Here is a 25,853-nt window from a genome sequence, read left to right as displayed (position 1 = left end):
CGGCCGGTGCGTGTCATGTCGTACGAGACGCTCTCCGGCCCGCCCTTCGTGGCGGAGTTCGAGGGGGGCACGGGGTTCAGCCCGTGGGAGCTGGCGCGGGTGGTGGGCGCGGTCGCCCGGGGCAACCGGGACGAGGCGGCGCTGACGAGCCTGGTGTTCCACCAGCGGCATCCGGAGCGGGGCGGGGCGCGGATCGGCCGGGGCGAGTCGGCGGCGGTACGGGAGTGGCTGGCGATCCGTGACACGGTGGTCCGGCCGCTGCTCGCCGGAGGCCGTACGACGGCGTCCCCGGCACCGGCCCCCGCACCCGCACCCGCACCCGCACCCGCCGGGGATCCCGCCTCCGCCCCGCGCCCGGCGCGGTCCTGCGCCGCCCCGGGCGGGACGGCCGTGACGAAGTGCACGCGGCCGGGGCGGCTGGCCTGCCCGCCCGTCCCCGGACTGCTCTGCGCCGAGGGCGTGGACGGGGTCCCCTTCCACTACCCCGAGGCGGTCCGGCGCGACCCCCGGAGCGGGCTGCTCGTCGTGACGGACCGCCAGTGGCGGCGCGAGCAGCGGTTCACGGCCCCGGTGAGGGACGCGATGAGCGCGTTCCTGCGGAACATGCGCGGGTTCGGCATGCCGGTGGAGGCGATCCTCACGGCCGGTTCGCTGTACTGCCGCTGCGTGAAGCGCTCCGACCCGGCGAAGCCGGACATCCTCAGCAACCACTCGTTCGGCGACGCGCTCGACGTCGTCGGGGTCCGGTGGCCGGCCACCGGCGGCCCGCCGGGCGCGCCGCGCGAGACGATCGTGCACAACTGGACCGACCCGGGGCAGCGGGTGCTCCTCCGGCGGATCGACGCCTGCCTGCGGCTGTCGTTCGCGACGGTCATCGACTACTACCGGGCCGACCACCGCGACCACTTCCACTGCGACACCAACCGGGGCCGGGGCGACCTGCCCCGGACGACGGCCGGTCTGCCGTTCACCCGCGAGGCGCTGAGGGCGGTGGGCCGTCCGGTGGTGCCGACGGGGCATCCGGAGGCCGACGTGTTCCGCTCGCTGGGGGCGTTCGCCGGGGTGTCCCCGGCGGCGCTGCGGGACCCTTCGGTGCTGCGGCGGGCGCTGCGGGACCTGTTCACCCGGGTGGCGTCGGGATGATCGTCGACTGCCACTGCCACGCGGGGCCCGGAGACCGGCTGACCGGGCCGTGGGACGACGCGGGGCTCGGCCGCTACCTGCCGCGCGCCGAGCGGGCGGGCATCGACCGGACCGTCCTCTTCCCGGCCTTCCACCGGGACTACGCCGTGGCCAACCGGTGCGTGGCCCGGATCGTGGCCGCGCGCCCCGACCGGTTCCTCGGCTTCGCCTTCGTCCACGCGGACCGGGACGCGGGCAGGATCGCCGGGCTCGTCCGGACGGCGGTCTGCGCGTACGGCTTCGTCGGGATCAAGGTGCACCGGCACGACGCCCCGATCACCCGCGAGGTCTGCGACGCAGCCCGCTCCTTCGGGCTGCCGGTGCTGTACGACCCGATGGGCGAGGTGGCGGTGGCGGAGCTGCTCGCGGAGCACTACCCGGACGTGCCGTTCGTCTTCCCGCACCTCGGGAGCTTCGCCGACGACTGGCACGCCCAACTGGCCTGTGTGGACCACCTGGTGCGCCACCCGAACCTCTACGCGGACACCTCGGGGGTGCGCCGCTTCGACCTGCTCGCGGAGGCGGTGCGGCGGGCGGGTGCGGAGAAGGTCCTGTTCGGTTCGGACGGCCCGTGGCTGCATCCGGGGGTGGAGGTGGCGAAGGTACGGGCCCTCGGCCTGGGCGCCGAGGAGGAGTCCCTGGTCCTGTCGGGCAACCTGCTGGCGCTCGTACGGGGCGAACGGCGACGGGCCAGGCGCCGCACGCGCGGACGTCCTGGCCCTCTCCGGCGGGGTGACGGTTACTCGCCGATGCCGGCGCGGAGGATCGCGGGGAAGGCCGTGGTCGTGTCGACGTAGTACTTGCGGATCAGCGGGCCGAAGCCGCTGGGGTCGTTGCCGAGGATCATGAGCTTGATGTGCGCGACGGCTTCCGCGTGCGTCATCGTGGCAACCTTGGCGGCGGTGTCCCCGAGGGTCTTCTTGATCACCCAGGCCATGCGGGACTCCGGCGTGGCGCTGACATCGGGGTCGAAGCCGAGGAAGAAGGACCGGCCGCCGGGACCGCCGTCGGTGCCGGTGGCGAGGAGGATGATGACGTGGAACCCCGCTCCGTCCTCCCGGAGGAACAGGCTCCTGGAGCCGCCGACGTGACCGGTCGGCCCCTTGACGGTCGCGGCGCGGTCGAGGTGCAGGCGATCGCGGATCCCGTTCCACTTCCCCATGATGTCGTCGGCCGCCGACAGGTCCGCGGGTTCCCACAGCCCCCCTGCCGCGGCCGAACTCAGAACGATCCCGAGGCGCTTGCCGCGGGCCTCGCACAGCTTGTCCAGCGTCGTGGTGAACATCGAGGTGGTCGGTGCTTGCAGCCAGTAGGTGACACGGTCGAGGGCGGTTCCCGCACCCGGCGGGGGATTGTTGTCGATCGCGTTCCCGATCCGGGTCCGTAACGCCGCGACCGTCGGGTTGGTCACGTCCCCCTGCTGAACGTACGCCTGCTCGATCATGAGAGATCCCCTCCCATTCGGCTCTGTTGCTCCCACTATGGCGCACGCCACGTGTTACCGGTGGAATAACCGGAAAATCACCAACTGCGGCGCCTGGCAGGCGTCATGGCCTCCTCGTGCCGTTCGCCGCGTCGGGAGCGGCGGCGCGGCGGAGCTGGAGGGCGCGGTCGGTGACACCGAGGGCGCGGGCGGCCTCCTGGAGGTTGCCGTCGGCCTCGCGGAGGGCGATGTCGACGGCGAGGTCGCGGGCACGGACGCCGATCTCCTTGAGACGGACGCCGGAGGCCAGGGCGGCACGGAGGGAGCGCTCGAACCCGTCGTCGGGCCAGGAGTCCACCCCCGCTTCCCCGGCCGAGGGCGGTGCGGCCGGTCGCTCCTCGGGCGGTACGTCCCCGGCGCTGATCGGCCCCGATCCGACGTGACGGCGGGCCATCCGGCCGACCAGCTGCCGCAACTCCCGGATGTTTCCCGGGTACTCACGCTCCGTCAGAAGTCCTTCGACGGCGGGGTCGAAGCCCTCGGGTCCGGACTCCGTCCCGTCGGCGGGGCCCAGTTCACGGAGGAAGTGGCGGGCGAGGGGAAGGATGTCCTCGGGGCGCTCGCGGAGGCTGGGCAGTCGGCAGGTGTGGGCGGCGATGCGGTGGTAGAGGTCGCCGCGGAAGCGCCGTGAGCCCTCCTCGCCGGCGAGGTCGCGGTGGGTGGCGCAGACGAGGCGGAAGCCGGTGGTGTGCCAGGCGTTGCCGCCGACCTTCTTGTAGGTGCCCTCCTGGACCACGCGGAGCAGCTCGGCCTGGAGTTCCAGGGGCAGTTCACCCACCTCGTCGAGGAAGAGGGTGCCCCGGTCGGCGAGGGCGAAGGCTCCGTCGCGGGAGGCGAGGGCGCCGGTGAAGGCGCCCTTCTCGTGGCCGAAGAACTCGCTGCCGGCGAGGGAGGGCACGATGGTGGTGCAGTCGAGGAGGACGAGCTGTTCGGTGCCCCGGCGCGGGTCGAGGGCGTGGACGAGGCGGGCGACGAGCTCCTTTCCCGTACCGCTCTCGCCGGTGACGAGGACGGAGGTGTCGCTGAAGACGGCGGTCTCGACGATGTCGCGCAGCAGGCTCCGCCAGGCCGCGCCGTCGCCGACGAGGTTGTCGGTGACGAGGGGCGAGGTGACGAGGGCGTCGACGGCGGCCCATCGGCGCAGCCGCCGCAGGACGTCCTCGGCGGGGGTCGGGGAGGCGTCCCAGGCGAGGACGTCGGCGGCTCCGGCGTCGAGCAGGGGCCACGGGCCGGACGGCCCGAGGGCCGCGCGGGTGAGCGCGACGGCGAGGACCCGGTGGCGTCCGCCGTCGCAGAGCCGGGCGAGGCGGGTCAGGAGGGTGTCGTCGGCGGCGGTGAGGAGCAGGACGCCGGGGCCCTCGGCGGGCTCCCGTCCACCGGTGCCGGTGCCGGTGCCGGTGCCCGTGCCGAGGTTGATGTCGATGTCGAGGCCGGTGCGCCGGAGCCGGGCGACGGCGGGTTCGGCGCGCTCCTCGTGGCCGGGCGGGTGGACGGCCACCCAGGCCCGGACGGGAGCTTCCTCCTCGCCACCGTCACGCACAGTCACCCATTATCGCGCGCCGCCTCCTCCCTCGCGAACCGGGCGCGTCGGGCCACGGGCGCGAAGCCGAGTCCGCGGAAGAGCGCGGCCGAGGCCGGGTTATCGGCGTTGACGTCGAGGTAGACCTGGCCGTGGCCGTGGGCGCGCAGCCGGTGGAGCGCGGCGGTGGCGAGCGCCCGGCCGAGGCCGGTGCGGCGGTGGTCCGGTACGACGCCGAGCTGGACCACGTACTCCTCGGCGCAGGTCACGAAGGCGACGGGGGTGCCGTCGGCGGTCCGGGCGAGGAGGGAGCAGCCGGGCAGGAAGGTGTCGTCGACGAGCCAGGTGGTCCAGGCGTGGAGGGAGGGGTCGGGGAAGCCCGGCCGGTCGGCGAAGGAGGCGCGGTAGGCGGCGTGGAAGCCGGCCGGGCCGGCGTCCGGCCATTCCTCCGTGGTGATCCCGGCGGGCAGCGGCGTGACCGGCGGCGCGGAGTCGGGTGCGAGGCGCAGGACGTCCTCGGTGAAGGTCCGCGCGAGACCCCGGGCTGCGAGGAACTCCTCGCCGCGCGGCTTCAGGGACTCGGTCTCCAGGAGGAGTTGTCCGGTCACGCCACCGGTCGCCTCCGTCACGAGGGTGAACAGCTGCGATCCCAGGCCGCGTTCGCGGTGGTCCGGGTCCACGAGGCCGGTGGCCATGGTCCCTTCGGGGATCTTCCGGCGTGCTCCGCACGCGATCAGCCGGTCTCCGGCGAAGGCCCCGACGGCGAACGCCCTTCCGTCGGCGCCCAGCCCCACGTACCGCCGTCGCAGGAAGTCCCGCGTCGCGGTGGCGGGGAGGCCGCCGTCGTGCGCGGCGACGCGGGCCGCGAGGGCGACGACCAGGTCCAGGTCACTTTCGGACAGCACTCTCCAGCCGCCGCCCTCCTCGGGAACGAACGACGCTTTTTCCCGCATACAACCACCTTTCCGGCACCTTCAGATCAACAGTACGCAACACGAACACGCTTTTCGGGCAGAAGACTTCCCTCCGCCGCACGATTCTGGGATCTTGCGTCCACCCCACACACCACAGGGCCCGTCAAGCGCCACCCGCGCCACCGGGCCATCGGAGGACGCATTGTTTTCCCACATATCCAGCCGGTTGAGAATCTCGGCCATCGCCGTCGCGGCCCTCGGCACGACCATGGCGCTCGCCGCTCCCGCAGGATTCGCCCAGGCGGCGCCCGTCGACACCGCGCCCGTCGCGGCCAACTCGGCTGACGCGACCCGCACCCCCACGAGCGCCAAGGCCGCCGCCGCCCCCTCGGCCTGGGCCGCCGGCACCCGCGCCTACCTGGTCATCACCGCCCCCGGCGGCACCGCCGCCGTCTCCGGCGCGGTCGCGACCAACGGCGGCTCGGTCTTCGCCACGTACGACGCCATCGGCGTGATCGTGGCCCACTCGACCTCCGCGACCTTCGCCTCCTCGATGCGTACGGTGAGCGGCGTCCAGCAGGTCGGCGCGACCCGCACCTCCGACGTCCCCGCCGACGCCTACAACCCGGCGCTCCCGGCGAACCCCGCGCAGTCCGCGACCACGCTCACCGAGTCCAACCGCTGGGACATGACGCAGATCAAGGCCGAGCAGGCCTGGGCCGTCACCACCGGTTCGGCGACGGTCAAGGTCGGCATCCTGGACACCGGCGTCGACGACCAGCACCAGGACATCGCGCCCAACTTCAACGCCGCCGACTCGGCGTCCTGCGCCTACGGCAAGGCGGACACCCGCGCCGGTGCCTGGCGTGACGTCGGCACCCACGGCACGCACGTCGCCGGCACGGTCGCGGCGGCGAAGAACGGCAAGGGCGTCATCGGCGTCGCGCCGGGCGTGAAGATCTCCTCGGTCCGCATCGCGGAGCCCGGCAGCAGCCTGTTCTTCGCGGAGAACACGATCTGCGGCTTCGTGTGGGCCGGTGACCACGGCTTCAAGGTCACCAACAACAGCTATTACACGGACCCGTGGCAGTTCAACTGCCCGGACAACATCGACCAGGCCGCGATCATCGAGGGCGTCCGCCGCGCCCAGGTGTACGCCGAGGGCAAGGGCTCGCTCCAGGTGGCGGCGGCCGGCAACTCGAACTACGACCTGGCGAACAAGACGACCGACTCCGAGTCCCCCAACGACTCGACGCCGGTCACCCGCACCATCACCAACGCCTGCATCGACATCCCGACCGAGCTCCCGGGCGTCGTGACGGTCGCCGCGCAGGCGAGCGGCGGCGCGAAGGCCTCGTACTCGAACTTCGGCAACGGCGTCATCGACGTCGCCGCGCCGGGCGGTGACGGTTCGACCCAGGTGTACTCGACGCTCCCGGGCGGCAAGTACGGCAACATGAGCGGTACGTCGATGGCGTCCCCGCACGTCACCGGTGTCGCCGCGCTCATCGCGAGCGTCAACCCGACCTTCACCCCGGCGCAGATCCGTGACCAGCTCGGCGTCCAGGCGAACGACCGGGCCTGCCCCTCGGACGCCCGCTGCACCGGCACCACCGCGAAGAACGGCTTCTTCGGCGAAGGCGCGGTCGACGCCCTCAAGGCCGTCGGCGGCTCCACCCCGCCGCCCGGCGCGTACTTCGAGAACCTGACCGACGTCACGATCTCCGACAACGCCACGGTCGAGAGCTCGATCACGGTGAGCGGCGTGACGGGCAACGCCCCGGCCACCCTCAAGGTGGGCGTGGACATCAAGCACACCTACATCGGTGACCTCAAGGTCGACCTGGTGGCGCCGGACGGCTCGGTCTACACGGTGCACAACCGGACCGGCAGCGGCACGGACAACATCGCGCAGACGTACACGGTCAACGCCTCCTCGGAGGTCGCGAACGGCGTCTGGAAGCTGCGCGTCAACGACAACGCCGCCTCGGACACCGGCAAGATCGACGCCTGGAACCTGACCTTCTAGGCAGCACACGGGAGGGGCCGGAGCCGACAGGTTCCGGCCCCTTTCGCGTGCCCGCGGCCGCGCCCTCGGCCGTACCCGCGGTAACTCCCTTCGAGAAAGTCCGTACCGAGGGGTAGGAACACCCCGGAGTCTTGCTATACCTTCCGTCTAACAAGCTTGCTAGACGCGATGTCTAACAAGCCCCGAGGAGTCGAGGAGCCGAGGAGCCGCCCCATGGGACACGACGCACGCAACGAAGGCACCGACATCGCCTCGCGGCTGCTCACGTCCGCCGCGAAGCTCTCGTACGACCCCGCCGTCGAGGTCGACTGGGACACCCCGCTCGACAGGGACTTCCACGGCCAGAGCCCCGAGTGGAACAGCCTCTACGGGACGGCCTACTGGAACGAGATGACGGAGGCGCAGCGCAAGGAGCTGACCCGTCAGGAGACCGCGTCGGTGGCCAGCACCGGCATCTGGTTCGAGATGATCCTCCAGCAGATGGTGCTCCGCGACATCTACCGGATGGACCACACCGACCCGCGCTTCCAGTGGGCCCTGACCGAGATCGCCGACGAGTGCCGGCACTCGATCATGTTCGCCCGCGGCTCGGAGAAGCTCGGCGCCCCCGCGTACAAGCCCAGGCGCGCGGTGCTCGAACTCGGCCGCTTCATGAAGACCGTGGGCTTCGGCGAAGCCGCGTACGCCGGGATCCTCGTCGCCGAGGAGGTCCTCGACGTCATGCAGCGCGACTGGATGCGCGACGAGCGGGTCGTCCCCTTCGTCCGCACCATCAGCAACATCCACGTCGTCGAGGAATCCCGGCACATGAAGTTCGCCCGGGACGAGACGCGCCGCCACCTCGCCCGCGCGAGCCGGCCGCGCCGCCACTTCCAGGCGCTGATCGTGGCCATCGCCGCGTACTACATCATCACCAGCCTCGTCAGCCCCGAGGTGTACGTACGGGCCGGGCTCGACCCCGAGCGCGCCGTCCGCGAGGCCGCCGCCAACGAGCACTACAAGGCGCAGCTGCGCGCCAGTTGCGCGGGGCTGATGGAGTTCCTCGCCGACGTCGGCATGCTGACGCGGCCCGCGCTCTACTTCTACCAGCGCGCCCACCTCGTCTAGGGCCTGCGGGCCCCTTCTCCCCTCCCCTCTCCCCCGAGCCGAGCAGAGCAGAGCCGACGACATGACCTACGCGATCACCCAGACCTGCTGCAACGACGCCACCTGCGTCGCCGTCTGCCCGGTCAACTGCATCCATCCGACGCCGGAGGAACCGGACTTCGGCACCACGGAGATGCTGTACATCGACCCGAAGGCCTGCATCGACTGCGGAGCCTGCGCCGACGCCTGCCCGGTCGACGCGATCTTCCCCGTGGAGCGCCTCACCGGCCGCCTGCGGGAGTACGAGGACATCAACGCCCGCTACTACGCCGAGCGCACGCCCGCGCCGGTCCTGGCCTCCCCCAACTTCCACCCCTGGGGCGAGCCGTCCTTCCCGCGCTCCCTGCCCGCCGACTTCGCGCCCCTGCGGATCGCGGTCGTCGGCACCGGACCGGCCGGGATGTACGCGGCGGAGGACCTGCTCCTGCACACCAACGCCGAGGTGACGCTGATCGACCGGCTCCCGGTGGCCGGCGGGCTCCTCCGGTACGGCGTGGCCCCCGACCACCCGGCGACCAAGGGCGCGGGCGAGACCTTCGCCCGCTTCCACTCCCACCCGCGCGCCCGGCTGCGGCTCGGTGTGGAGATCGGCCGGGACGTCACCGTCGAGGAGCTCGCCGCGCACCACGAAGCGGTGGTGTACGCGGTCGGGGCACCCGCCGACCGGCGCCTCGGCATCCCCGGCGAGGACCTGCCCGGCAGCGTCTCCGCGACCTCCGTCGTCTCCTGGTACAACGCGCATCCGGAGACGGCCCCGGACGCGGTCGACCTCACCGCCCTCGCCGCCGAGCGGGTCGTGGTCGTCGGCAACGGCAACGTCGCCCTCGACGTCGCCCGCGTCCTCGTCATGGACCCCGCCGCGCTCGCCGCCACGGACATCGCCGACCACGCGCTGGCCGCCCTCCTCAGGGGTACGGTCCGCGAGGTCGTGCTCCTCGGCCGGCGGGGCCCCGAGGACGCCGCGTACACGAGCTCCGAACTCCTGGCCCTCAAGCACCTGCCGGGCGTCGACCTGGTCGTCGACGACCAGGACCCGCGCACGGGAGCGGCGATCGAGGCCGCCGCGACCGGGGAGAAGGCGGCGCTCCTGAAGGACGTGGCGCGGGAGGCGGTGGACTGGGCGCGGGGGCCCGCGCGCGACCGGCGCCGGATCGTGCTGCGCTTCCACTCCGCGCCGGTGGAGGCGCTCGGCGAGGACGCCGTGCGGGGCGTCCGGGTCACGGCCGCTGGAACGCCGGGCGGCACGGAGATCGCGACCGGGCTGCTCGTCCGGGCCATCGGCTATCGCGGGGTGCCGCTGCCGGGGCTGCCCTTCGACGAGGCCACGGGCACGGTCCCGCACGAGGGCGGGCGGATCGCCGGGATGCCCGGCGCGTACGTCGTCGGGTGGGTCAAGCGCGGTCCCTCGGGCGGTATCGGCGCCAACCGGGCGTGCGCGGAGGAGACGGTCGGGACGCTGCTCGCGGACGCGGTCGCGGGTGCCCTGCCGACGCCCTCGGGGACCTCGCAGGGCTTCCGGAAGCTCGTACGGGGCCGGAGCGGGGCCCTGGTGGACGCGCGCGGTCTCGCGGCGATCGACCGGGCCGAGCGGGAGCGGGGCCGGGAGGCGGGGCGGCCGAGGGTGAAGCTGGCGACGGTGCCGGAACTGGTCACGGCGGCGCGGGGCGGGCGGTGGCGGCTCTCGCGGTGAGGTCGACCGGTCGAGAGGGACGGCCCGGGACGGCGGGCCGGTCGGTCGTACGGCTCAGGCTGCGACGGTCACGGCCTGGCGGAGCACGATCGCGTTGAGCCGCACCGCGAACGGGACGACATCGGTCAGCTCCAGGGCGGTGGCCTCGGCCTTCGGCAGCTCGACGGTCACGTCGACGCAGAAGGCGAGGGCGTAGAGGTCGTCCCCGGTCCGCTCGTCCTGGAGGGCGAAGAACAGGTCGCGGTAGAAGCGGGTGCGGTGCTCGGACTCCTCGTAGAAGGCGAGTCCGGGCTGCCCCTCCTGCGCGGCGAGGCCGGTGAAGGCGCCGACGAGCTCGCGCTCGACGGTCTCCCAGAACCCGGCCTCGGCGTACTCCGGGGGCAGGGCCTGGCGGACGGCCTCCTTGAGGGAGAGCACCATGACGAGGACGGGGGCGTGTTCCTGGAGCCCCCAGCCCCGCACCATGCGGACCACGGTGGCGTCGGGGACGGCCGCGGCCGCCTCCCGGATCGCCTCGAAGTCGAAGTTGACGGTCGCGGGCGCGATCGCGTCCTGGAACACCCGGTCGATGGACCGGGCCTGGTCGAGGTGGTCGGGACCCACCTCGACGACGGTCCTGAAACTGGCGGCCAAAGCTCCTCCTGGCTGATCTCGATGATCAACTCGATGATCAAGAGGGGCCAGTATGCCCGCAGGACGCCGCCCACGGCCTTTCTCAGCCGCGACCGCGGCGGGGCTTCGCGCCCTTGCTCGTCTTCGCGGCCTTGCCCCGGGCGGGCGCGGTGCCCTTCGCGGCGGTACGCGCTCCGCTCTTGGCGCCGCCCTTCGGCCCGCCCTGCTTGGACCCGGCCGCCTGCTTGGCCCCGCCGCCCGACCTGGCGCCGCCCGGCTTCTTCTTCGGGTCCTGCCGGGGCTGCTTCTTCCCCTTCAGCTCCTCGGCGCGGCGGCCGCGGGTGCTGTTGACCGTGCGGCCGCGCACGATCCCGATGAACTCCTCCACCAGGTCCGGGGCCTCCTCGGCCGCCGGCCAGGACAGCGCCACGCGCGACTGCGGGACGTCGTTCAGCGTCCGGTAGGTGAGGTCCTTGCGGTGGTGCAGGCGGGCCAGGGACTGCGGGACGGCGAGCAGGCCGACACCGGCCGCGACCAGCTCGATCGCGTCGGCGGTCGTCGCGGGGCGCTCCAGGGCGGGGCGGCCCGGCGGCTGCTCCCAGCCGAGGGTGTCGTCGAGCGGGTGGAGGACGAGCTCGTCGGCGAGGTCGCTCGCGAAGATCTCCTCGACCTCGGCGAAGAGGTGGTCCTTCGGGACGACGACGACCGTGGTCTCGGTGTAGAGCGGGATGGCGCTGAGGTCGTCCCCGTCGACGGGGAGCCGGACGAGCCCGGCGTCCGCGGCGCCCCGGCGGAGCAGCCCGAAGGCCTCGGCGGGCTCCGCCTGGACGAGGGCCAGGGGTACGTCGGCCAGGCGCTCGTTCCAGATCCGCACCCACTTCGAGGGCGTCACGCCCGGCACGTACACGAGCCGAAAGGAGGGAAGGGAAGGGGTGGCGGTGGGGGATTCCGCAGGGGAATCCGCGAGGGGAACGTCCGTGCCTGTCACCCCGCAAGGCTACCGGTTGGCCGACGTGGTCGGAGGTCGCCCACATGCTCGATACCCTTGACACCATGACGTCGCACCAGAGCACCCAGACGATGAAGCCCGCGACCGCGGCGAAGAAGCTGGGTGTGTACCTCGAAGCCACCCCCGCCGAGTTCCAGGAGGGTGTCGTCTCGCGCGCCGAGCTGACCGAGCTCCAGGCCAACCCGCCGGCCTGGCTCCAGGAGCTGCGCGAGAACGGCCCGCACCCGCGCCCGGTCGTCGCCAACAAGCTCGGCGTGTCCATCGCCGGCCTCGCGCGCGGCGGCATCACCGAGCCCCTCACCACGGAGCAGATCGAGGCGATCAAGCAGGAGCTCCCGGAGTGGCTCAAGAAGGAGCGCTCCACGCAGTCGGAGGTCCGCAAGGAGACCGTCCGCATCAAGGAGCGCAACGCGGAGCGCGCGGAGAAGGCGCGCCGCGAGCAGAACGCCTGAGCCCTCCCTCTCTTCCCCGCACCGGCCCGCACCGATTCGCTTCGGTGCGGGCCGGTGTGGCGTTCGGGCGCGCACGGGAGGCATTCCCTCATGAGTGACATGAGCACAGCGTCCGAGCGGCCGGTCGTCGTGGGCGTCGACGGGTCCGATCACAGCCTCCGCGCCCTGGAGTGGGCCGTGGGGGCCGCCGAGAGCCTGGGCGCGCCTCTGGTCGTCGCCCACGTCCGCTCCGACGCGCTCCAGCTCGGGGAGGCGCGGATCTCCTCCCTCGGTGAGGAGCGGACCCTGCCCGACACGCTCCTGGACGCGGTCCGGACGGTGGTCGAGGAGCGGGGGCACCGGATTCCGGTGCGGTACGAGTCCCTGGACGGCTCCGTGACGGACGCCTTGCCGGCGGCGGCGAAGGGGGCGCGGCTGCTGGTGACGGGGTCGCGGGGGCACGGCGGGTTCATGACGCTGCTGCTGGGTTCGACGAGCCGGACGCTGGCGATGACGGCGCCCTGCCCGCTGGTGGTGGTGCCCCACGAGGCCCGTGCGCCGCAGGCGTCCGGCGGGGGCCGGGTGCTGCTCGGGCTCCAGCCGGAGGAGACCCCGGACGAGGCGGTGGCCTTCGCCTTCGAGGCGGCCGAGCGGGCCGGCGTACCCCTGGAGGTGGTGACGGCGTTCCGGCTGCCGCCGGAGCCGGGGGCGCTGCTCGCGGCGCCGTCGCCCGCGCTCCAGGTGCCGCCGCCGCTGCCGGACGTCGAGGACGCGGCGGAGCTCGTCGAGGGCGCGGAACGGGAGCAGCGGGAGCGCCTGCGGCCGTTCGCGGACCGGTGGCCGGGGGTCGAGGTGCGGTCCTCGGTGGTGCCGGGGGACGCGGCGGGCCGCCTGGAGGAGGGTTCGCGGGACGCCGGTCTGCTGGTCGTGGGGCGGCATCACCGGCACCGTATCGGCACGCTCCTCATCGGGTCGGTCGCGCACGCGGTGCTGCACGAGGCGCACTGTCCGGTGGCCGTGGTGCCGCCGTCACCGGCCGTTGTCAGTGGCGGCTGATAGACACGGGGCATGACGACCGAAGACCACGCCTCGACCGCTCTCCGCAATGTCCGGCCGCCGTCCGCGCAGGCCTCGCTCGGCGCGGGGGTGATCGTCGTCGACGGCGCGGGCCGCGTGCTGCTCGGGCTCGACCCCTCCGGGGTGTGGGAGCTGCCGGGCGGCAAGGTGGATCCCGGCGAGTCCGTCGAGAGCGCGGCGGCCCGCGAGCTGGCGGAGGAGACGACGCTGGTCGCGGACGCGGCCGACGTGGAGGTGCTCGGGCTGATCCTGGACTCGGTCACCTCGGCGGAGCTGACCCGGATGACCGTGGCCACGGTGGTGCGGAGCTTCTCCGGCACGCCGGCGGTCGCCGAGCCGGAGAAGATCGTGCGCTGGGAGTGGACGGATCCGGAGGACCTGCCGGAGGGGCTGTTCCTGCCCTCGGCCCAGGTGCTGCGGATGTGGCGGCCCACGCTCGCGGTCCCGGACGGCCCGTTCCACCGCTACGCGATGAGCCGTCTCGCCGACTGAGCGTCGCCGTCACTCCGTGTCACCGAGCGGGGTGCGGCGGGCGTGGTTAGCGTGTCAGAAAGACCCGATGTCGAGATCGAGCAGTCGAACGCACGAGGGAGAGTTACGGTCATGGCCTCACGACCCGCAGGCACACCGGTCTGGTCCGACGCGATGTTCACCGACGTCGAGGGCGCCAAGACGTTCTACGGCGACGTGCTCGGCTGGACCTTCGGCGAGTCATCGTCGGAGTACGGCAACTACACACAGGCGTACAAGGACGGGAAGGCGGTCGCGGCCGTCGTCCCGCCGATGCCCGGACAGGACGGGGAGCCGCAGTCGGCCTGGTGTCTGTACTTCGCCTCGCCTGACGTCGCGGCGACGGCGGAGAAGATCCGGGCGGCGGGCGGCACGGTCCTGATGGACCCGATGCAGGTCGGCACGTTCGGGTCGATGTGCATCGCGCAGGACCCGACGGGCGTGGTCTTCGGCGTCTGGCAGGCGGGCGACCACGTGGGCTTCGAGCTGGAGGGCGAGTCCGGCTCGTACGTCTGGGCCGAGGTCTTCACGCGGGAGCCGGAGAAGTCCGACGCCTTCCTGACCTCCGTCTTCGGGTACAACACGAAGAAGATGACGGACGAGCACATCGACTACAAGGTCTTCGACCTGGGCGGCGAGCAGCCCGTCCTCGGCCGGATGAAGATGGAGGCGAAGGACTTCCCGCCGGAGATCCCCGCCCACATCCAGGTGTACTTCGCCGTCGACAACTGCGACACGGCCGTGCAGAAGGCCGAGGCCCTCAAGGGAACGAAGCTCTTCGGGCCCATGGACAGCCCGTTCGGCCGGTTCGCGACGCTCCGCGACCCGCAGGGCGCGGTCTTCGCCGTGATCGACGTCAAGACGACGGTCGGCGAGATGCCCGAGCTGGCGTGAGCGGTGGGCGCGGCGCTCCCCCCGGGGGGCGCCGCGCCCTCACGCGTCAGGCTGCTGTCAGGCTCCGTCGCGGACGGCGACGATGCCGTTGAAGACCCCCACGTACGCGGTGCCGTCGGGGCCGATGGTGATCGGCGCCCAGTTGTTGTCGTAGGCGTATCCCGTGCCGGTGAAGCGGGTGAAGGCCCGCTGTCCGGTGCGGAAGTCGACGGCGGTGAGGTACCAGGCGTCGATGCCGAGGGCGTTGGGGCGCTTCTCGTAGAAGTAGAGCAGCCCGTTCGCGGTGGAGAGCTTGGGGACGGTGGAGGGCGAGCGGACGTCGCTCTGCCAGACGGTGTCGCAGCCGCTGCCGTCGGCGCGGACGTCGATCCGGGTCGCGCCGCCGACGACGCTGCGGCCGAAGGTGAGCGTGCTCGGGTTCTCGTAGCCGTAGTTGTTCTCGACGACGAGGCTGTTGCCCCAGCTGATCAGCGAGTTGTCCGTGGTGGACGCCCCGGAGCCGAAGACCGGCACCTTGCAGACGAGCCGCTCGGCGGCGGGGACGTCGACGCCCCTGCGGTAGACGAGGACGTTCATGCGGTCGTCGGCGTTGTCGGTGATCGCGACGTACTGGCTCCGGTCGCCGAACAGGTCGGGGGTGGTGCCCGAACCCTGGTTCACGGAACCGGGCTTGGTGCCGGTCCCCCGGTCGTACGTCTCGCGCCACTGGACGCGCGGGGTGCCGTCGGCGGCGGCGCGGAAGCTGTAGAGGGCGTGGTCGGTGACGATCGAGACGCCGTCATCGGCGACCGAGAAGGAGTTCTGGATCTCCTCGCCGTCCAGGCGGATCACGCGGAGCGCGCCGGTCGCCGGGTCGACGGTGCCGACGCGGCCGAGGCGGGTCACCCACCAGATGCGGCCGTCCCAGTCGGGCATGACGGAGGTCACGGGGTCGCAGACTCCGCTGGGGAAGAGGTTGGTCCAGCTGACACAGTCGTGCGGGACGAGGGAGGTCAGGTCCCAGTCGTTCTCGACGACGAACTCCCAGGCCCCGTCCGCCTTCTGACGGTGGGCTATGCGGAGCACGTGCTGCCGGGAGTCGGCGAGGACGACCCGGTCCTCGTTGTCGAGGTAGAAGTAGGCGCCGCCCGAGGTGTCCTTGAAGATCTTCTCGAAGTCGAGGCGGGTGACGGCCTCGACGGTGGAGGAGCGCTGCGGCAGCTTGTACTCGGCGAGCGTGGCCAGGGTGCGCGGGTCGAGCAGCTTGAGCAGGAAACCGGTGAAGGTGCCGCAGACGGTGACGAGTCGGCCGGCGGTGTCGAAGGTGACGGTGGCGCACTCGCCGCCGACGGCGGCGATCTGCTCGCTGGTCACCTTCGGGTCGCGGCCGAGCGGGCCGGACCAGGGGTAGGTGGCGCTGCCGGCGCCGTCGGCGTGCATGCCGCTGCGCCCGTTGGGCGCGAGGTACGGGTGCTGGACGGGGGCCGTGCCGGGCACGGGCCGGGCGGTGGCGGGGGCGCCGTCGTAGTGGTCGACGAGTCTGTGGCCCGGGGCGAGTGGGATCTCCTCGGCCTGGGCCACGGGTGCGGAACCCGCCAGGACGGTCGCCGCGAGCGCGGCGATCAGCGCGAAAGCGCGTGCTCGTCTGCGGGGCGGTGGGCTGGTCAAATCGGCTCCTCGGGGGTCCTGACTTGTGTCGCGCCGACGGCCGACGCTAGGCCCGAGTGCGTGAGATGTACATGGCATCGCTCTGCGTTCCAGGCCCGTTCACGATGCTGAAACGATCAAGGTCGGAGGGCTGGAGAGCTCGTCGAAATGCGGCACCCCGGAGCCCTGGGGAGAATCTGGGGAGAATGCGCGACCTTGTAGAGTGAACGACTGACTGACCGGCCTGCGGCTCTGCTCCCCTTCACGGCCAGACAGAAGCCGAACTGCTACTGCGGCCGTCACTCAGAGTGCTGGCCGAGCTGACATGCGGCTGCTCGATGTCGCGCAGCCCATACAACGAGAACGGGTGGCACAGCGTCTGCCGTGCCACCCGTTCTCTCAGGTGAGGGTGAGGACTTCTGGGGTTCGCTCAGGCACCACGCCAAGCAGTGCGTCGACCGCAGCGCGCCCCTTTCCACCGGCCTCGGGCATGAAGTGAGCATAGTGGTCAAGGGTGATGGTCGGGCTGGAGTGGCCCAGCCATCGGGAGCACGCTGCCCTGTGTGCGTCAGGCCGTCAGGCCCGCCACGTTCAGGGTGTAGGCCACCAAGGGATCGCGGAAGCGTGGTTCAAGGCGTGGTCGTCCAGGGGAGCCATCACCTTCATCGTCTCCTCCGCCGCACCGATGAACAGCGCCGGGGCGCCGTACGGTGGTGCCCCTGCGGCCGCGCGCGGTGTTGTGGGCGGCATTAGGCCGGCGGACCGGGCGGTGCCCGGCGTCGAAGGGCCACACCCCGAGCACCCAGCAGATCCACTTGACGCCGAAGTCAGCGCGGTGGTCGGAGATGAAGTCCCAGCGGCGAGGGCTCACTTCACCTCCCGAGCGAAATGCGCGGCCGCCGGGCGCAGGATCTCCCGCTCGAGCTGCCACTCCTTCTCGGCTTTGAGCAGCCGGGCGTTCTCCGCCCGCAGCCGGGCCAGCTCCTCCGCCTCGCCGCCCTTGTCACGGCGTCCGGGCACAGCGTGGGCGTCGCCCTTACGCACCCACGTCCGCAGCGACGTGCCCGCGTACAAGCTCATCTGCAGAACCCCGTACAAGCCACAATGCAGAAGCCGAACGCCACTCGTCCGGGGCCATCCGATAGCCCGCCGAGCCTCGGATCGGGACGAGTTGTCCAGGGTAGGCGAAGCCCATCGCGCAGCGACGCCGCAGGCGCCCTTGACCACTCGGCGCGGTCAGCACACTTCCAGATCGGATGGCCTCGGCAGCCTTCGCGTGTACTCCAGTTGGAGCAAGTCGATCTCTGCGCTTGAGCCCGTACCGGGCTGTGTACGTGAGCTTGTACTCGACAGGCAAGCCAGACCTGGGCGAACTCGTCGAGCGCGGCACGGGCCACCGTCGGTGAGCGCGTAGTAACGGCGGGGCGGTCCGGAGGCGGACTCCTGCCAGGTGGTGGCGGCCAGGTCGTCACGGCGGAGCCGGGAGAGCAGCGGGTAGACAGTGCCCTGGCTGGTGGCCAGGGCATCCGACTCCTCCAGGGCACGGATCAGCTCCACGCCGTAGCGAGGTCGGTCCCGCATCAGTGCGAACACGCAGTACTCCGGAGCTCCCCTGCGCAGCTGAGCAGCCACTCGGTCATGGGAGCCGGCCATGGCGGCCAGGACCCTACTGTCGGCCTACGTGCCCATGACGTCCCCGCGGATGATGCCGCCCGCCCCGCCGAGGGTCACGCGAGAACGAACCCGGCGAGTCAGGTGGGACTGGGAGCAGCCGCGGTTCTTGCCGCCGGTGTAGACGACGACACCGGCGTAGTAGGTGGGCGTTCTTCTTCGCCCTCATCGCGGTGAGCGAGGGCGCCGTGCACGCGTCGAACGCCCGGCCCATGTGCGTCCGCTGCGCCGGTCACACGGTGGCCGCCATGGAGGTCTACGCCACGGCCCCGGAACCCGCCACGGCGACGACGCCTGTCGTCGCCAAGGTCATGTAACGGCCCTTCTTGGACAGCCGGTGCTTCGCTATCCCCGACCCCGTCCGGATATCTGGTTTCTGGTCTCCGGACCCTCCCAACATATGCGGGCACGACGGGACCGGAGCGACCGGTCGACGCCGCACCCGCCGACACGCATCGGGGCGGCCAAGGAATTCTGGCCGCCCCGACGTTCATCGTCCGCTTCCTACGTCGGCGTCCTCGTCCTCCGACGCTGCTGGCGTCGGAGGCGAATCAGTCCCGATACTCCTCATCCGATGTTTCGGACAGTGTCTTCGGGATCTGTTCGATCTCCCATTCCTGACCGCCGTCCGCCAGTCCGTGGCGAGTGTGGTCGTGGAAGGGATCTTCGTGGGTGAGGAGCTCGTGCATCGCCTGAGCAGCACTGCCCAGTTCCACGGCACAGTCACCGGCACCCAGATCGGCCAGCCTCTGGGTGACGTGCGCGAACCATTCCTCCTGGTTGGTCACGACGAAGTCCCAGCGGCCCGTGACGCTGACGCGCTCGACGTCTCCGGACACCGAGCTGTCATCGGACTCGTCGTCTTCCGTGCCCTCAACGTTCTCCTCGTCCTCGAACAGGTCGGAGAAGGGGCTTCCCCATCCCGATGATTGGAAGATGGCGTCGGAGTAACGCGCTGCAGCGACCCGCACCCGTTCGGTGGCCTCGACAGCCCTTTGAGGTGCGACTTCCTGACCAGACATCACCTTGGCGTGTTCGGTCAAGGAAGCCACGAGCTCATTCAGCGCGGCAGGGATACTCATGTGCTCGGTACCGTTTCCTTCGTCTTCGGCTTTCTGTCCATGTCGCCCCGTCACCAGTTGTAGTGGCGAGTGTGCGAGATGCGCCCGCTCTTGTTGAAGTAGTCCACGTGAACGTGGTTGCCCGAGGAACAGACTCCACGGTAGCGGCAGCGCCCGCCCAGTCGGGCATCACGCCTGGCGGCCGCTATCGCCTGCGCCTTCGACTTGAACTTCGTCGGTGTGCGCAGATCCATCCAGCCCCGCTTCTTGGGAATACGGCGAGCACAGTTGTGGACGAGCGCGGATTTCCCGTCAGCCACCACGAAGTAGGTGTGGGTACCGGCGACGGTCAGGTTGAAGACGGTGCGAACCGCCTGTGTGCGCTCGGTGGCCGTGACCTTCGGAGTGCTCCCGTCCGAGTTGGTCAGGCGTGAGCCAGGGGTCAACTGGACCGCGTCGACCCATCCGCGCCCCTGAACGAAGAAGGGGTGGCCGGCGGTCGCGGTGATCTTCTTCGACCGGCCGTTGCCGTCCGCGTCCACGGACAGGGTGACGAGGTCCTTGGTGCCGTGGCCGACGATCACGTCGGAGACCGGAGAGACCTTGGTCTCGCCGGTGATCTCATCGACCGCCTTGACCCGGTCCCCGACCTTCACCTGGCTGATCGACTTGGTGCTGCCGTCGGCCATGACCACCGGTGTCTCGGGCAGGAAGGAGTTACCGCGGCAGCTGCGCGCGATGGTGCGTGCGGCGCGCAGGGCTCGGTAGCCGCGGTAGGCCCGGTAGCCCCAGGCTGCTGCACCGAGGCCGGGGATGAACCCGGCGGCAGTGAGCGCGATGTCCCACTTATTGCGCCAGGCCCAGCGCTTGGCCTTCTTGAAGAGCTTCTTCCAGCCCCACTTACCGTCGAGGTCGAAGCAGTTCACCGGGTCGGCCGAGCAGTATTCGTAGGCGTTGGCGTTGCCGCCTTGCTGGGGGTCGACGGACAGGAAGCGGCCGGTGGCGGGGTTGTATTGACGTACGCCCATGAGGGTGAAGCCGGCCAACGTCTCGCTGGAGCGCTGCTTTCCGCCCACCCAGCCGTAGCGCACGGCCTGCTGCTTGTCGCGCGGGTTGCCGTACTCATCGGTGTCGAGGACGATCGGGGACTCACCCGCGGCGAGCGGGAGCTGGAGCGCCACGTCGCCGTGGATGTCGGTGAACTGCAGAACCGTGTCCCCGGTGCCGCTGGTGATCGCGCCGAGGTTGCCAGAAAGGGCGTCCACGTTGCGGGTCAGGGCGCCGGTGGCAGTGTTCTCGACGATCCAGCGCGGATTGTCGTTGTCACCGTCGTAGTGGTTGAGCTTGTTCTCAGTCGGCGACCAGGTTCCGCCGCTGTTGGTCTCCACCGTCCAGCCGCGGAAGCGCAGTGCGGCGTCGAGGGTCCACGTCTGTCGCTTTGCACCGCTGGTCTGCTGGTGGGCGAGGTCGTTGGCGTAGTAGCCGACGCTCACGCCGCCCGGCAGGGCGGTGGTGCGGCCGAAGGCGTCGTAGACATAGCCCGCGTCGGTGATGCGGTCGGCGCTGTCGAACATCGAAGTCTTGCTGGTTCCTCCACTGGTGGGGCAGTCCATGCCGGGCGTCGAGGCGGCCGTGGTCAGGGACGTGCGGTTGGCCTGCTTGTCGAACCCGTAGATGCGCCGGGTGCAGACCGTCTCCACCGTGTCGTCGACCTGGACGAGGCGGCCGACGGCGTCGTAGCGATAGGTCTGGTCCGACCAGCCGGCGTGGCTGGTCGTCTGGCCCTGCACGGACTCCGTGACCGTGTCGGACATCACCACGGTGCCATCGCTGTCACGGGTATACGTGCGCTTGACCGGAGTGCCGGTGGTGTCCTCGGTCTGGGTGAGGGTGTACCCGCCGGGCAGTTTCTCCGTGACGACCGAGCCGTCCGCGTCGTACGTCGCCTGGAAGACACCCGCGATGGAGTCCGTCGCCTTCGTAGTGAGGCCACGGGGCTCGGCGGTGTGGTCGTAGGTGAAGGTGACCGTGGACGGGACGGTGTCGCCGACCTTGACCGGCCGGTCCAGCAGGTCGAACTCGGTGGTGGTCTTGCCGCCGTCGGCGTCCGTGTACGAGGCGAGTCGCCCGAGCTTGTCGTAGACCCGCATGATGGTGCCGCCCGTCGGCGACGTGGTGCGGATCTCCTGTCCGGTGGCCGGGTCGTACTCGGTGGTGACGTCCGGGACGGCCTGGCCGCTGCCACCGGTGATCTTCACCGTGGCGGGGCGGCCCGCTGTGTCGTAGGTGGTGGTCGAGGTCCGGGTGACACCGTTGGCGGTGTCGGTTCCGGTCGTGGCGTTGCCCCACCAGTCGTACTGGGTGGTGGTGGTCGGCAGTTGCGCCGGGTTGCTGCCGCCGCCGGTGATGGCGCCTCCCGGGCCGGTGGAGCAGACAAGGTCGGCCCACTCCGGGCGGCCGTTGCAGGTGCCGGTTCCGGTGGCCGACCAGTAGGTGGTCACCACGGCGCCCGCGTCGGCCCCTGTGCTGCCCGTGTTGTACGTCTTGGTGACGCGGCCCTGGGCGTCGTACTCGGTTGTGGTGGTGATGGCCAGTCCGGCTGGGTCCTGGACGGACTTCGTCGGAAGGCCCCTGGCCCAGTCGTACTGGGTCTCGACGACGCGCTTCTCGGCGTGGACGCCCGGATGCTCGCGGACCTGGGCGCCGGTGGTGACCCTGGTGAGCTGGTCCTTGATCGTGGCGGTCCCGTCGGTGGGACGGCCTGCGTCGTAGTCGTTGACGGTCCAGCTGCGCGCCACGACCGAGGTACCGGCCGTCACCAGGGTGGTGGTGCCCGACTTCAGATCGGCGGTGAGGTCGACGCGCCGCAGCGGGCCGAACTCCTCCAACTCCCGTGTTCCGTTGTCGTTGTAGACGGACTTGGTGGTGAGCAGGTCGGCGCGCTCGGACGCGGGCCGGGAGGCGATACCCAGTTCGGCCTGCATCGCACGGTCCGCGACGCTCGTGCCGAGTGCCACGGCCCGGTTGGCCGCGGTCAGTTCACGGACTGTGTTGCCGAAGCGGTCGTACTCGGTCGTCGTGATGTGCCCGCCGGGCGTGGCGGCGTTCACCGCACGGCCCGAGGCACCCATGTAGGTGACGTCTGCACGCTGGTAGGACGTGGCGGACAGGGCACTGCCGGCGTTCGACGCCGGGGTGACGTCGGCGGGGAACACGGCGGTCGCGTCGGTCGGCGCGTCGTCTGTCTGGCCCCACGCCTTCACATCGGCGGCGCCCATCTTGTGGGGGGCAGTGGTGCCGGTCAGCGGCACGTCGTAGACGATGCTGGTGGCAGACGTCCCTTCGATCACATCGAGGGTGCCCTGCCGCAGCGCGGGCCGCGACGCCTTGAGCAGCATGCCGTCACCGACCGCGCTGCCCGCGCCCGCCGTGCCGTAGGTGAACGTCCACGGCAGCTGACCGGGCGGGGTGAGCTGAGTGACGCGGCCCGCAGTGTCGTAGGCGTACCGCGTCTTCAGCGCAGGGCTGATCAGAGGGTTCCACGTCTCGGTGAGCCGACCCGCCCCGTCGTACCGGTAGGTATGCACCGCCTTGGAGGTTGCCGAGGCGGCCCCGGGGTCGGTCGACCACAGACGGATCTCCTTCACCTGGCCGACGAAGTCGCCGAGCGTGGTGGCGTCGGCCGTGGTGGTCGTCGCGTAGACGAACTCCAGCGAGCGGCAGCCCTTGGCGGCGGGTGTCGCGGTGCAGGTCGCGGCGGACGCCGCCGACGTGGGTGCGATGACTCGCTTGGGGCGGGCCAGCGTCTTGCCGGAGACGCTCACTGTCTCGGAGACGACGGTCGTCGTGGTCTGTGCCATGCCGTCCAGCAACGCGCTGGAGACCTGCCAGGTCGTCGCCGACGGGTCCGGCTTGGTGAACTCGGTGACCGTACCCTCGGTATCGGAGAGGGTGAAACTGCCGGTCACGCTTCCAGTAAGCGTCAGATCCTCCGATCCGGGCTCCGGTATCCAGCCGTTCTTGGCCGCGTTCGCGGTGAAGGAAGTCTCCTCGCCTTCCAGATCCACCACGGCCACGGCCGTGTCGGAAATCCTCCGCAGGTGTGAGTAGTCGGAGTTGGTGGCTTCGGCGGCGGTGCCCGAGACCCATTCCTTGCCGAAGACGGCCGCTTGACCAGTCTGCTGCGCCCCGGCGTCCGGCTTGCGGGAGGACGCGGTGCGGGTCACCGACAGGTCGAAGTGTGTCGTGTCGGTGGTGGGCAAGCTGTAGTCACCGGTGAGCAGGTTCAGCGAACCCGGGCCGATCTCGTCCACCGCGGCACCAGACGCGTTGCGGTCGACGACGACGGCGAGGGGCTGAGTGCTGCCGGTCGCGGAGTTGGGTCCGGTGAAGTCGGCCTTGATCCGGATGGTGCCGTCGGGATCGACCGTGTCCGTGGCATTCCACACCAGCGGGCTGTTCCTGCCACCGCTGAGCGGTACTGGCCAGGTGGTCAGCGGGGTGCCGCCGGAAGAGACCTGGCCGGCCGGAATCGTCACCCAGGCGTCGGCCTCGGAACGACGCCAGGAGAAGGAGACCTTGTCGTACTTGCCGCCGTCGGCCTCGGCGACCAGCGGCAGACGGCGGGCGGTGCGCTCGCCCTCGCTGGGCTGGACGAACCCGCCGGGGCCGGCGTGGAAGGTGTACTCGACCGGCTCGGACTTGTTGTCGGCCTTGTCCACCTGGCGTATCTGGAGGCTGTGGGTGCCGTCCTTGGGCGGGGTGACCGAGAGGGCCTTGGCAGCGGTGGAGCCACCGGTGGCGACCTTAGTCCAGGTCACACCGTCCAGTGACCACTCCAGCCAGTTGTGGTCGGTGCCGTTCGGCGTGACGGTGAAGGTTCCGGCCTGCCCCGCGCCCTTGACCCACGCGGTGGACGGGTAGTCCGTCGAGGTGATGCCGGTGGGGGCGGACGGTGCGGCGGTGTCGACCGTGAAGGTCTTCCACGCCGACCAGCCCAGGTTGTAGTGCGCTCCGTCGTACGGGGAGGTGCGGAATTTGTACGTCTTGCCGTTGGTCAGCACACCGGCCGGGACGGTCACGGAGGCGACCTGTCCGGAGTTCACCCACGGGGAGACGATGACGTCACCGACCTGCGTGTTGGTGGCGTTGTCGAAGATCTGGAAGGTGCCGTTGACCTTGTCACCGTTGGCGTCGACGAAGGTGTCACGCAGCGTCGGCGTGAGCGTGTTGACGACGTAGGCGCCGCTGTAGGAGAAGTACGGCGGGCCGGCCTCCTGCTTGGTGCCGGTGCGCGGCCGGTAGTTGTAGGTGACGGTCAGCTTGGGGACGTTCGAGGCGGCGTTGGCGGAGTTGACCCGCTTCCACTCCTTGATGTCGTTCTCGTCCGTGGCCTTCAGTCCCATGCCGGAGTGGGACCACTTGTTGTTCGCCCAGTGCTGGACCAGGTCGGTGACGTCGGCGTTGATCCACCCGTCGGGCTGCGTGGAGCAGCCCGCGTTTCCTCTGGTCTGGGTGGAGGTGGCCATCTTGGTCACCATGGCCGGCCGGTTCGTCCAACGGGAGGCGGTGGAGGCGTTGTTCGCCGTCCACACCTCCCACGGCTGCGCGGTGCAGTCGGTGTTCCCGGAGTGGAAGTTCCACAGGCTCAGTGTGGCGCTGGAGACCAGGGCGTCGGAGACCGGCGCGGTGTTCCAGGTGATGTACGACTGGGCGATGCGGTAGGTGCCGTCGGCGTTCTTGGTACCGGGATTGCCGAGGTCGAGCTCGGTGTCGGCGGACCAGTCGACGGTCTCGCCCTGCTGGACGTAGGTGTCAAACAGGTTCCCCAGCGATGATGTGGACGGGTCCACAGTGACCGGGTATTTGGTAGCGGGGTCGGTGAGGAAGGCCACGTCCGGAGTGACGACCAGATCGACGCCGCCCTTGGTCTTGGCGACCTTCATCGCGACCTTGGCACGGCGGGTGTGCTCCCCGGAGACGTCGTCGACGGTGGCATCCCACATCACCGGGGCCGGCATCGTCGCGGTCTTCTGTGACTTCTTGTCCGTGAACAGCACACTGCCGTCGGCCTGCTGCTCGACCTTCAGCCCCTTGGCCTTCAGCGGCAGCGTGTAGGAGAAGCCGTCGGCGGAGGTCCTCTGCTTGACCTCGACGAACTGCTCGAAGCCGGTACGCGTGGCCTCGACCACCACATCCGCTCCGGGCACCGCGTTCACATAGGTAGCACGCGTGCCGTCCAGCTGGGGCGAGGGTAATCCTCCCCGCCACTGCAGGGTGATCTGCTCGTCACCCTGGCCAAGGGTGACCAGGTCAGTGGCGGCAGCGGTCTGGGCCGCGCGCAGAGAATGCGCGGGCACACCCGCCTTCCCTGCCAAAGTCAGACCTTCTGGATGCGCCTTGGCAGCGACCGAGCCGTCAGCCTGGGCCACCAGATCAACATCCACGTCGCGCCAGGAACCGGTGGCGGAGTCCTGGAAGCGCACCGGTCCGGCGGCCAGTTCGGTGGTGAGGGAGCCATCCTTGTTGGCCCAGGTAGTCGCCGTCTCGGTCCGTTCGGAGAGCGCCTCGACCCTCTTGCCGGACAGCTTCGCGGCCACGCGCGCCGATGCGATGTCAGCTGCCTGCGTCACCACTTCCTGATTCAGCTCGGCTGCGGGCTCCTTCCGCGGCTGAGCCATGGCGGAACCGGCGCCGTTGAGTGTAGTGATGGCTAAGACCAAGGCGAGGCCGCCGGCGATGTGCCGCAGGCTCCTCCCAGTCCAAGGCCGATCCCGCTCCTGTGGAGCGGGTGTGTGAATCGTCATGATCCCTCTGTCTACTGGTTCCTGACGCACCGTTGCTTGGTGCACGCATTGAACGTACAGAGAGAAGAATCATCAAAAAACTCGCAAAGGTCCCGCAAAGTGGCAGCGGCAGATCCAGCTTTCGAAGTGATTTGCGGCACTCTTCTCCGCAAATTAACGCCCCAGCCTTGCCGGCTGCGACAGCGCTGCCCGA

Annotated in this window: 18 protein-coding genes and 3 pseudogenes; 10 read left to right on the top strand and 11 right to left on the bottom strand. The window is 70.7% G+C overall.

The window, feature by feature from the left end:
- Positions 1–15: 15 nt before the first annotated feature.
- Both ACFC0Z_RS02855 and ACFC0Z_RS02850 read left to right on the top strand, forming a co-directional pair.
- The gene (locus ACFC0Z_RS02855) at positions 16–1,143 is read left to right on the top strand and encodes an extensin family protein (protein WP_376432034.1); all 1,128 of its coding nucleotides are present in this window, start codon (positions 16–18) and stop codon (positions 1,141–1,143) included.
- The gene (locus ACFC0Z_RS02850; RefSeq protein WP_376432032.1) at positions 1,140–1,979 is read left to right on the top strand and encodes an amidohydrolase family protein; all 840 of its coding nucleotides are present in this window, start codon (positions 1,140–1,142) and stop codon (positions 1,977–1,979) included. Before ACFC0Z_RS02855 ends, ACFC0Z_RS02850 begins: the two co-directional genes overlap by 4 nt.
- On the opposite strand, the gene ACFC0Z_RS02845 is transcribed toward ACFC0Z_RS02850, so the two are convergent.
- From ACFC0Z_RS02845 to ACFC0Z_RS02835, 3 genes are all read right to left on the bottom strand, one after another.
- Positions 1,922–2,626, bottom strand: a complete 705-nt coding sequence (locus tag ACFC0Z_RS02845; RefSeq protein ID WP_376432030.1) for a hypothetical protein — start codon at positions 2,624–2,626, stop codon at positions 1,922–1,924. The two genes, ACFC0Z_RS02850 and ACFC0Z_RS02845, sit on opposite strands and share 58 nt — an antisense overlap.
- A 103-nt stretch (positions 2,627–2,729) precedes the next feature.
- The gene (locus ACFC0Z_RS02840) at positions 2,730–4,211 is read right to left on the bottom strand and encodes a sigma 54-interacting transcriptional regulator (RefSeq protein WP_376432028.1); all 1,482 of its coding nucleotides are present in this window, start codon (positions 4,209–4,211) and stop codon (positions 2,730–2,732) included.
- The gene (locus ACFC0Z_RS02835; protein ID WP_376432026.1) at positions 4,208–5,137 is read right to left on the bottom strand and encodes a GNAT family N-acetyltransferase; all 930 of its coding nucleotides are present in this window, start codon (positions 5,135–5,137) and stop codon (positions 4,208–4,210) included. Before ACFC0Z_RS02835 ends, ACFC0Z_RS02840 begins: the two co-directional genes overlap by 4 nt.
- 229 nt (positions 5,138–5,366) lie before the next feature.
- On the opposite strand from ACFC0Z_RS02835, the gene ACFC0Z_RS02830 reads away from it, so the two are divergent.
- The 3 genes from ACFC0Z_RS02830 (at position 5,367) to ACFC0Z_RS02820 (ending at position 9,963) form a co-directional block, all read left to right on the top strand.
- Positions 5,367–7,127 (top strand): S8 family serine peptidase, encoded by a 1,761-nt coding sequence (locus tag ACFC0Z_RS02830; protein ID WP_376433428.1) that lies wholly within the window; start codon positions 5,367–5,369, stop codon positions 7,125–7,127.
- Between the two features lie 213 nt (positions 7,128–7,340).
- Positions 7,341–8,234 carry a diiron oxygenase gene (locus tag ACFC0Z_RS02825; RefSeq protein WP_376432024.1) on the top strand — a complete coding sequence of 298 codons (894 nt, stop codon included), beginning with the start codon at positions 7,341–7,343 and terminating at the stop codon, positions 8,232–8,234.
- A 61-nt stretch (positions 8,235–8,295) separates the two neighbouring features.
- Positions 8,296–9,963, top strand: coding sequence for an FAD-dependent oxidoreductase (locus ACFC0Z_RS02820; protein ID WP_376432022.1), 1,668 nt, complete (start codon positions 8,296–8,298; stop codon positions 9,961–9,963).
- Positions 9,964–10,017: 54 nt separating this feature from the next.
- On the opposite strand, the gene ACFC0Z_RS02815 is transcribed toward ACFC0Z_RS02820, so the two are convergent.
- Positions 10,018–10,596: a Type-2Aa cytolytic delta-endotoxin gene (locus ACFC0Z_RS02815; protein WP_376432020.1), complete on the bottom strand. Its 579-nt coding sequence runs from the start codon at positions 10,594–10,596 to the stop codon at positions 10,018–10,020.
- An 82-nt stretch (positions 10,597–10,678) separates the two neighbouring features.
- The gene (locus ACFC0Z_RS02810; RefSeq protein ID WP_376432018.1) at positions 10,679–11,563 is read right to left on the bottom strand and encodes a LysR substrate-binding domain-containing protein; all 885 of its coding nucleotides are present in this window, start codon (positions 11,561–11,563) and stop codon (positions 10,679–10,681) included.
- 65 nt (positions 11,564–11,628) lie between these two features.
- Between ACFC0Z_RS02810 and ACFC0Z_RS02805 the strand changes: the two genes are divergently transcribed.
- The 4 genes from ACFC0Z_RS02805 to ACFC0Z_RS02790 all read left to right on the top strand — a co-directional run bounded on the left by ACFC0Z_RS02805 (position 11,629) and on the right by ACFC0Z_RS02790 (position 14,496).
- Positions 11,629–12,036: a DUF5997 family protein gene (locus tag ACFC0Z_RS02805; RefSeq protein ID WP_376432016.1), complete on the top strand. Its 408-nt coding sequence runs from the start codon at positions 11,629–11,631 to the stop codon at positions 12,034–12,036.
- 99 nt (positions 12,037–12,135) lie between these two features.
- Entirely contained in the window at positions 12,136–13,071 is a 936-nt protein-coding gene (locus tag ACFC0Z_RS02800; RefSeq protein ID WP_376432014.1) for a universal stress protein, read from the top strand.
- 12 nt (positions 13,072–13,083) lie between these two features.
- The gene (locus ACFC0Z_RS02795; RefSeq protein ID WP_376432012.1) at positions 13,084–13,584 is read left to right on the top strand and encodes an NUDIX hydrolase; all 501 of its coding nucleotides are present in this window, start codon (positions 13,084–13,086) and stop codon (positions 13,582–13,584) included.
- A gap of 111 nt (positions 13,585–13,695) precedes the next feature.
- Positions 13,696–14,496, top strand: a complete 801-nt coding sequence (locus ACFC0Z_RS02790) for a VOC family protein (protein WP_376432010.1) — start codon at positions 13,696–13,698, stop codon at positions 14,494–14,496.
- 57 nt (positions 14,497–14,553) lie between these two features.
- Here the strand turns inward: ACFC0Z_RS02790 and ACFC0Z_RS02785 are convergent, their stop codons facing one another.
- The 4 genes and pseudogenes from ACFC0Z_RS02785 to ACFC0Z_RS02770 all read right to left on the bottom strand — a co-directional run.
- Positions 14,554–16,143: a hypothetical protein gene (locus tag ACFC0Z_RS02785; RefSeq protein WP_376432008.1), complete on the bottom strand. Its 1,590-nt coding sequence runs from the start codon at positions 16,141–16,143 to the stop codon at positions 14,554–14,556.
- A 378-nt stretch (positions 16,144–16,521) separates the two neighbouring features.
- A pseudogene (locus ACFC0Z_RS02780) lies at positions 16,522–16,671 on the bottom strand (site-specific integrase); the annotation flags it as partial.
- 244 nt (positions 16,672–16,915) lie between these two features.
- Positions 16,916–17,190 (bottom strand): annotated as a pseudogene (locus ACFC0Z_RS02775) (IS3 family transposase); the annotation flags it as partial.
- A 290-nt stretch (positions 17,191–17,480) separates the two neighbouring features.
- A pseudogene (locus tag ACFC0Z_RS02770) lies at positions 17,481–17,775 on the bottom strand (PadR family transcriptional regulator); the annotation flags it as partial.
- 191 nt (positions 17,776–17,966) lie between these two features.
- On the opposite strand from ACFC0Z_RS02770, the gene ACFC0Z_RS02765 reads away from it, so the two are divergent.
- On the top strand, positions 17,967–18,110 hold the full coding sequence (locus ACFC0Z_RS02765; RefSeq protein ID WP_376432006.1) for a hypothetical protein: 144 nt from the start codon (positions 17,967–17,969) through the stop codon (positions 18,108–18,110).
- Positions 18,111–18,344: 234 nt separating this feature from the next.
- On the opposite strand, the gene ACFC0Z_RS02760 is transcribed toward ACFC0Z_RS02765, so the two are convergent.
- Together ACFC0Z_RS02760 and ACFC0Z_RS02755 are read right to left on the bottom strand one after the other, a co-directional pair.
- Positions 18,345–18,875 carry a hypothetical protein gene (locus ACFC0Z_RS02760; protein WP_376432004.1) on the bottom strand — a complete coding sequence of 177 codons (531 nt, stop codon included), beginning with the start codon at positions 18,873–18,875 and terminating at the stop codon, positions 18,345–18,347.
- A gap of 50 nt (positions 18,876–18,925) precedes the next feature.
- Positions 18,926–25,534 carry a polymorphic toxin-type HINT domain-containing protein gene (locus ACFC0Z_RS02755; RefSeq protein ID WP_376432002.1) on the bottom strand — a complete coding sequence of 2,203 codons (6,609 nt, stop codon included), beginning with the start codon at positions 25,532–25,534 and terminating at the stop codon, positions 18,926–18,928.
- Between the last annotated feature and the right edge of the window lie 319 nt (positions 25,535–25,853).

Source organism: Streptomyces sp. NPDC056144, from assembly GCF_042264145.1.
Lineage (GTDB): Bacteria > Actinomycetota > Actinomycetes > Streptomycetales > Streptomycetaceae > Streptomyces.
This window is presented reverse-complemented; position numbering and strand designations above follow the sequence as displayed.

Bases quoted from the DNA above. Each gene is read 5' to 3' on its own strand.
- ACFC0Z_RS02805 (WP_376432016.1), top strand. From the start codon at position 11,629: ATGACGTCGCACCAGAGCACCCAGACGATGAAGCCCGCGACCGCGGCG.
- ACFC0Z_RS02795 (WP_376432012.1), top strand. From the start codon at position 13,084: ATGACGACCGAAGACCACGCCTCGACCGCTCTCCGCAATGTCCGGCCG.
- ACFC0Z_RS02800 (WP_376432014.1), top strand. From the start codon at position 12,136: ATGAGCACAGCGTCCGAGCGGCCGGTCGTCGTGGGCGTCGACGGGTCC.
- ACFC0Z_RS02830 (WP_376433428.1), top strand. From the start codon at position 5,367: ATGGCGCTCGCCGCTCCCGCAGGATTCGCCCAGGCGGCGCCCGTCGAC.
- ACFC0Z_RS02790 (WP_376432010.1), top strand. From the start codon at position 13,696: ATGGCCTCACGACCCGCAGGCACACCGGTCTGGTCCGACGCGATGTTC.
- ACFC0Z_RS02820 (WP_376432022.1), top strand. From the start codon at position 8,296: ATGACCTACGCGATCACCCAGACCTGCTGCAACGACGCCACCTGCGTC.
- ACFC0Z_RS02835 (WP_376432026.1), bottom strand. From the start codon at position 5,137: ATGCGGGAAAAAGCGTCGTTCGTTCCCGAGGAGGGCGGCGGCTGGAGA.
- ACFC0Z_RS02850 (WP_376432032.1), top strand. From the start codon at position 1,140: ATGATCGTCGACTGCCACTGCCACGCGGGGCCCGGAGACCGGCTGACC.
- ACFC0Z_RS02755 (WP_376432002.1), bottom strand. From the start codon at position 25,534: ATGGCTCAGCCGCGGAAGGAGCCCGCAGCCGAGCTGAATCAGGAAGTG.
- ACFC0Z_RS02845 (WP_376432030.1), bottom strand. From the start codon at position 2,626: ATGATCGAGCAGGCGTACGTTCAGCAGGGGGACGTGACCAACCCGACG.
- ACFC0Z_RS02855 (WP_376432034.1), top strand. From the start codon at position 16: ATGTCGTACGAGACGCTCTCCGGCCCGCCCTTCGTGGCGGAGTTCGAG.
- ACFC0Z_RS02760 (WP_376432004.1), bottom strand. From the start codon at position 18,875: ATGAGTATCCCTGCCGCGCTGAATGAGCTCGTGGCTTCCTTGACCGAA.
- ACFC0Z_RS02825 (WP_376432024.1), top strand. From the start codon at position 7,341: ATGGGACACGACGCACGCAACGAAGGCACCGACATCGCCTCGCGGCTG.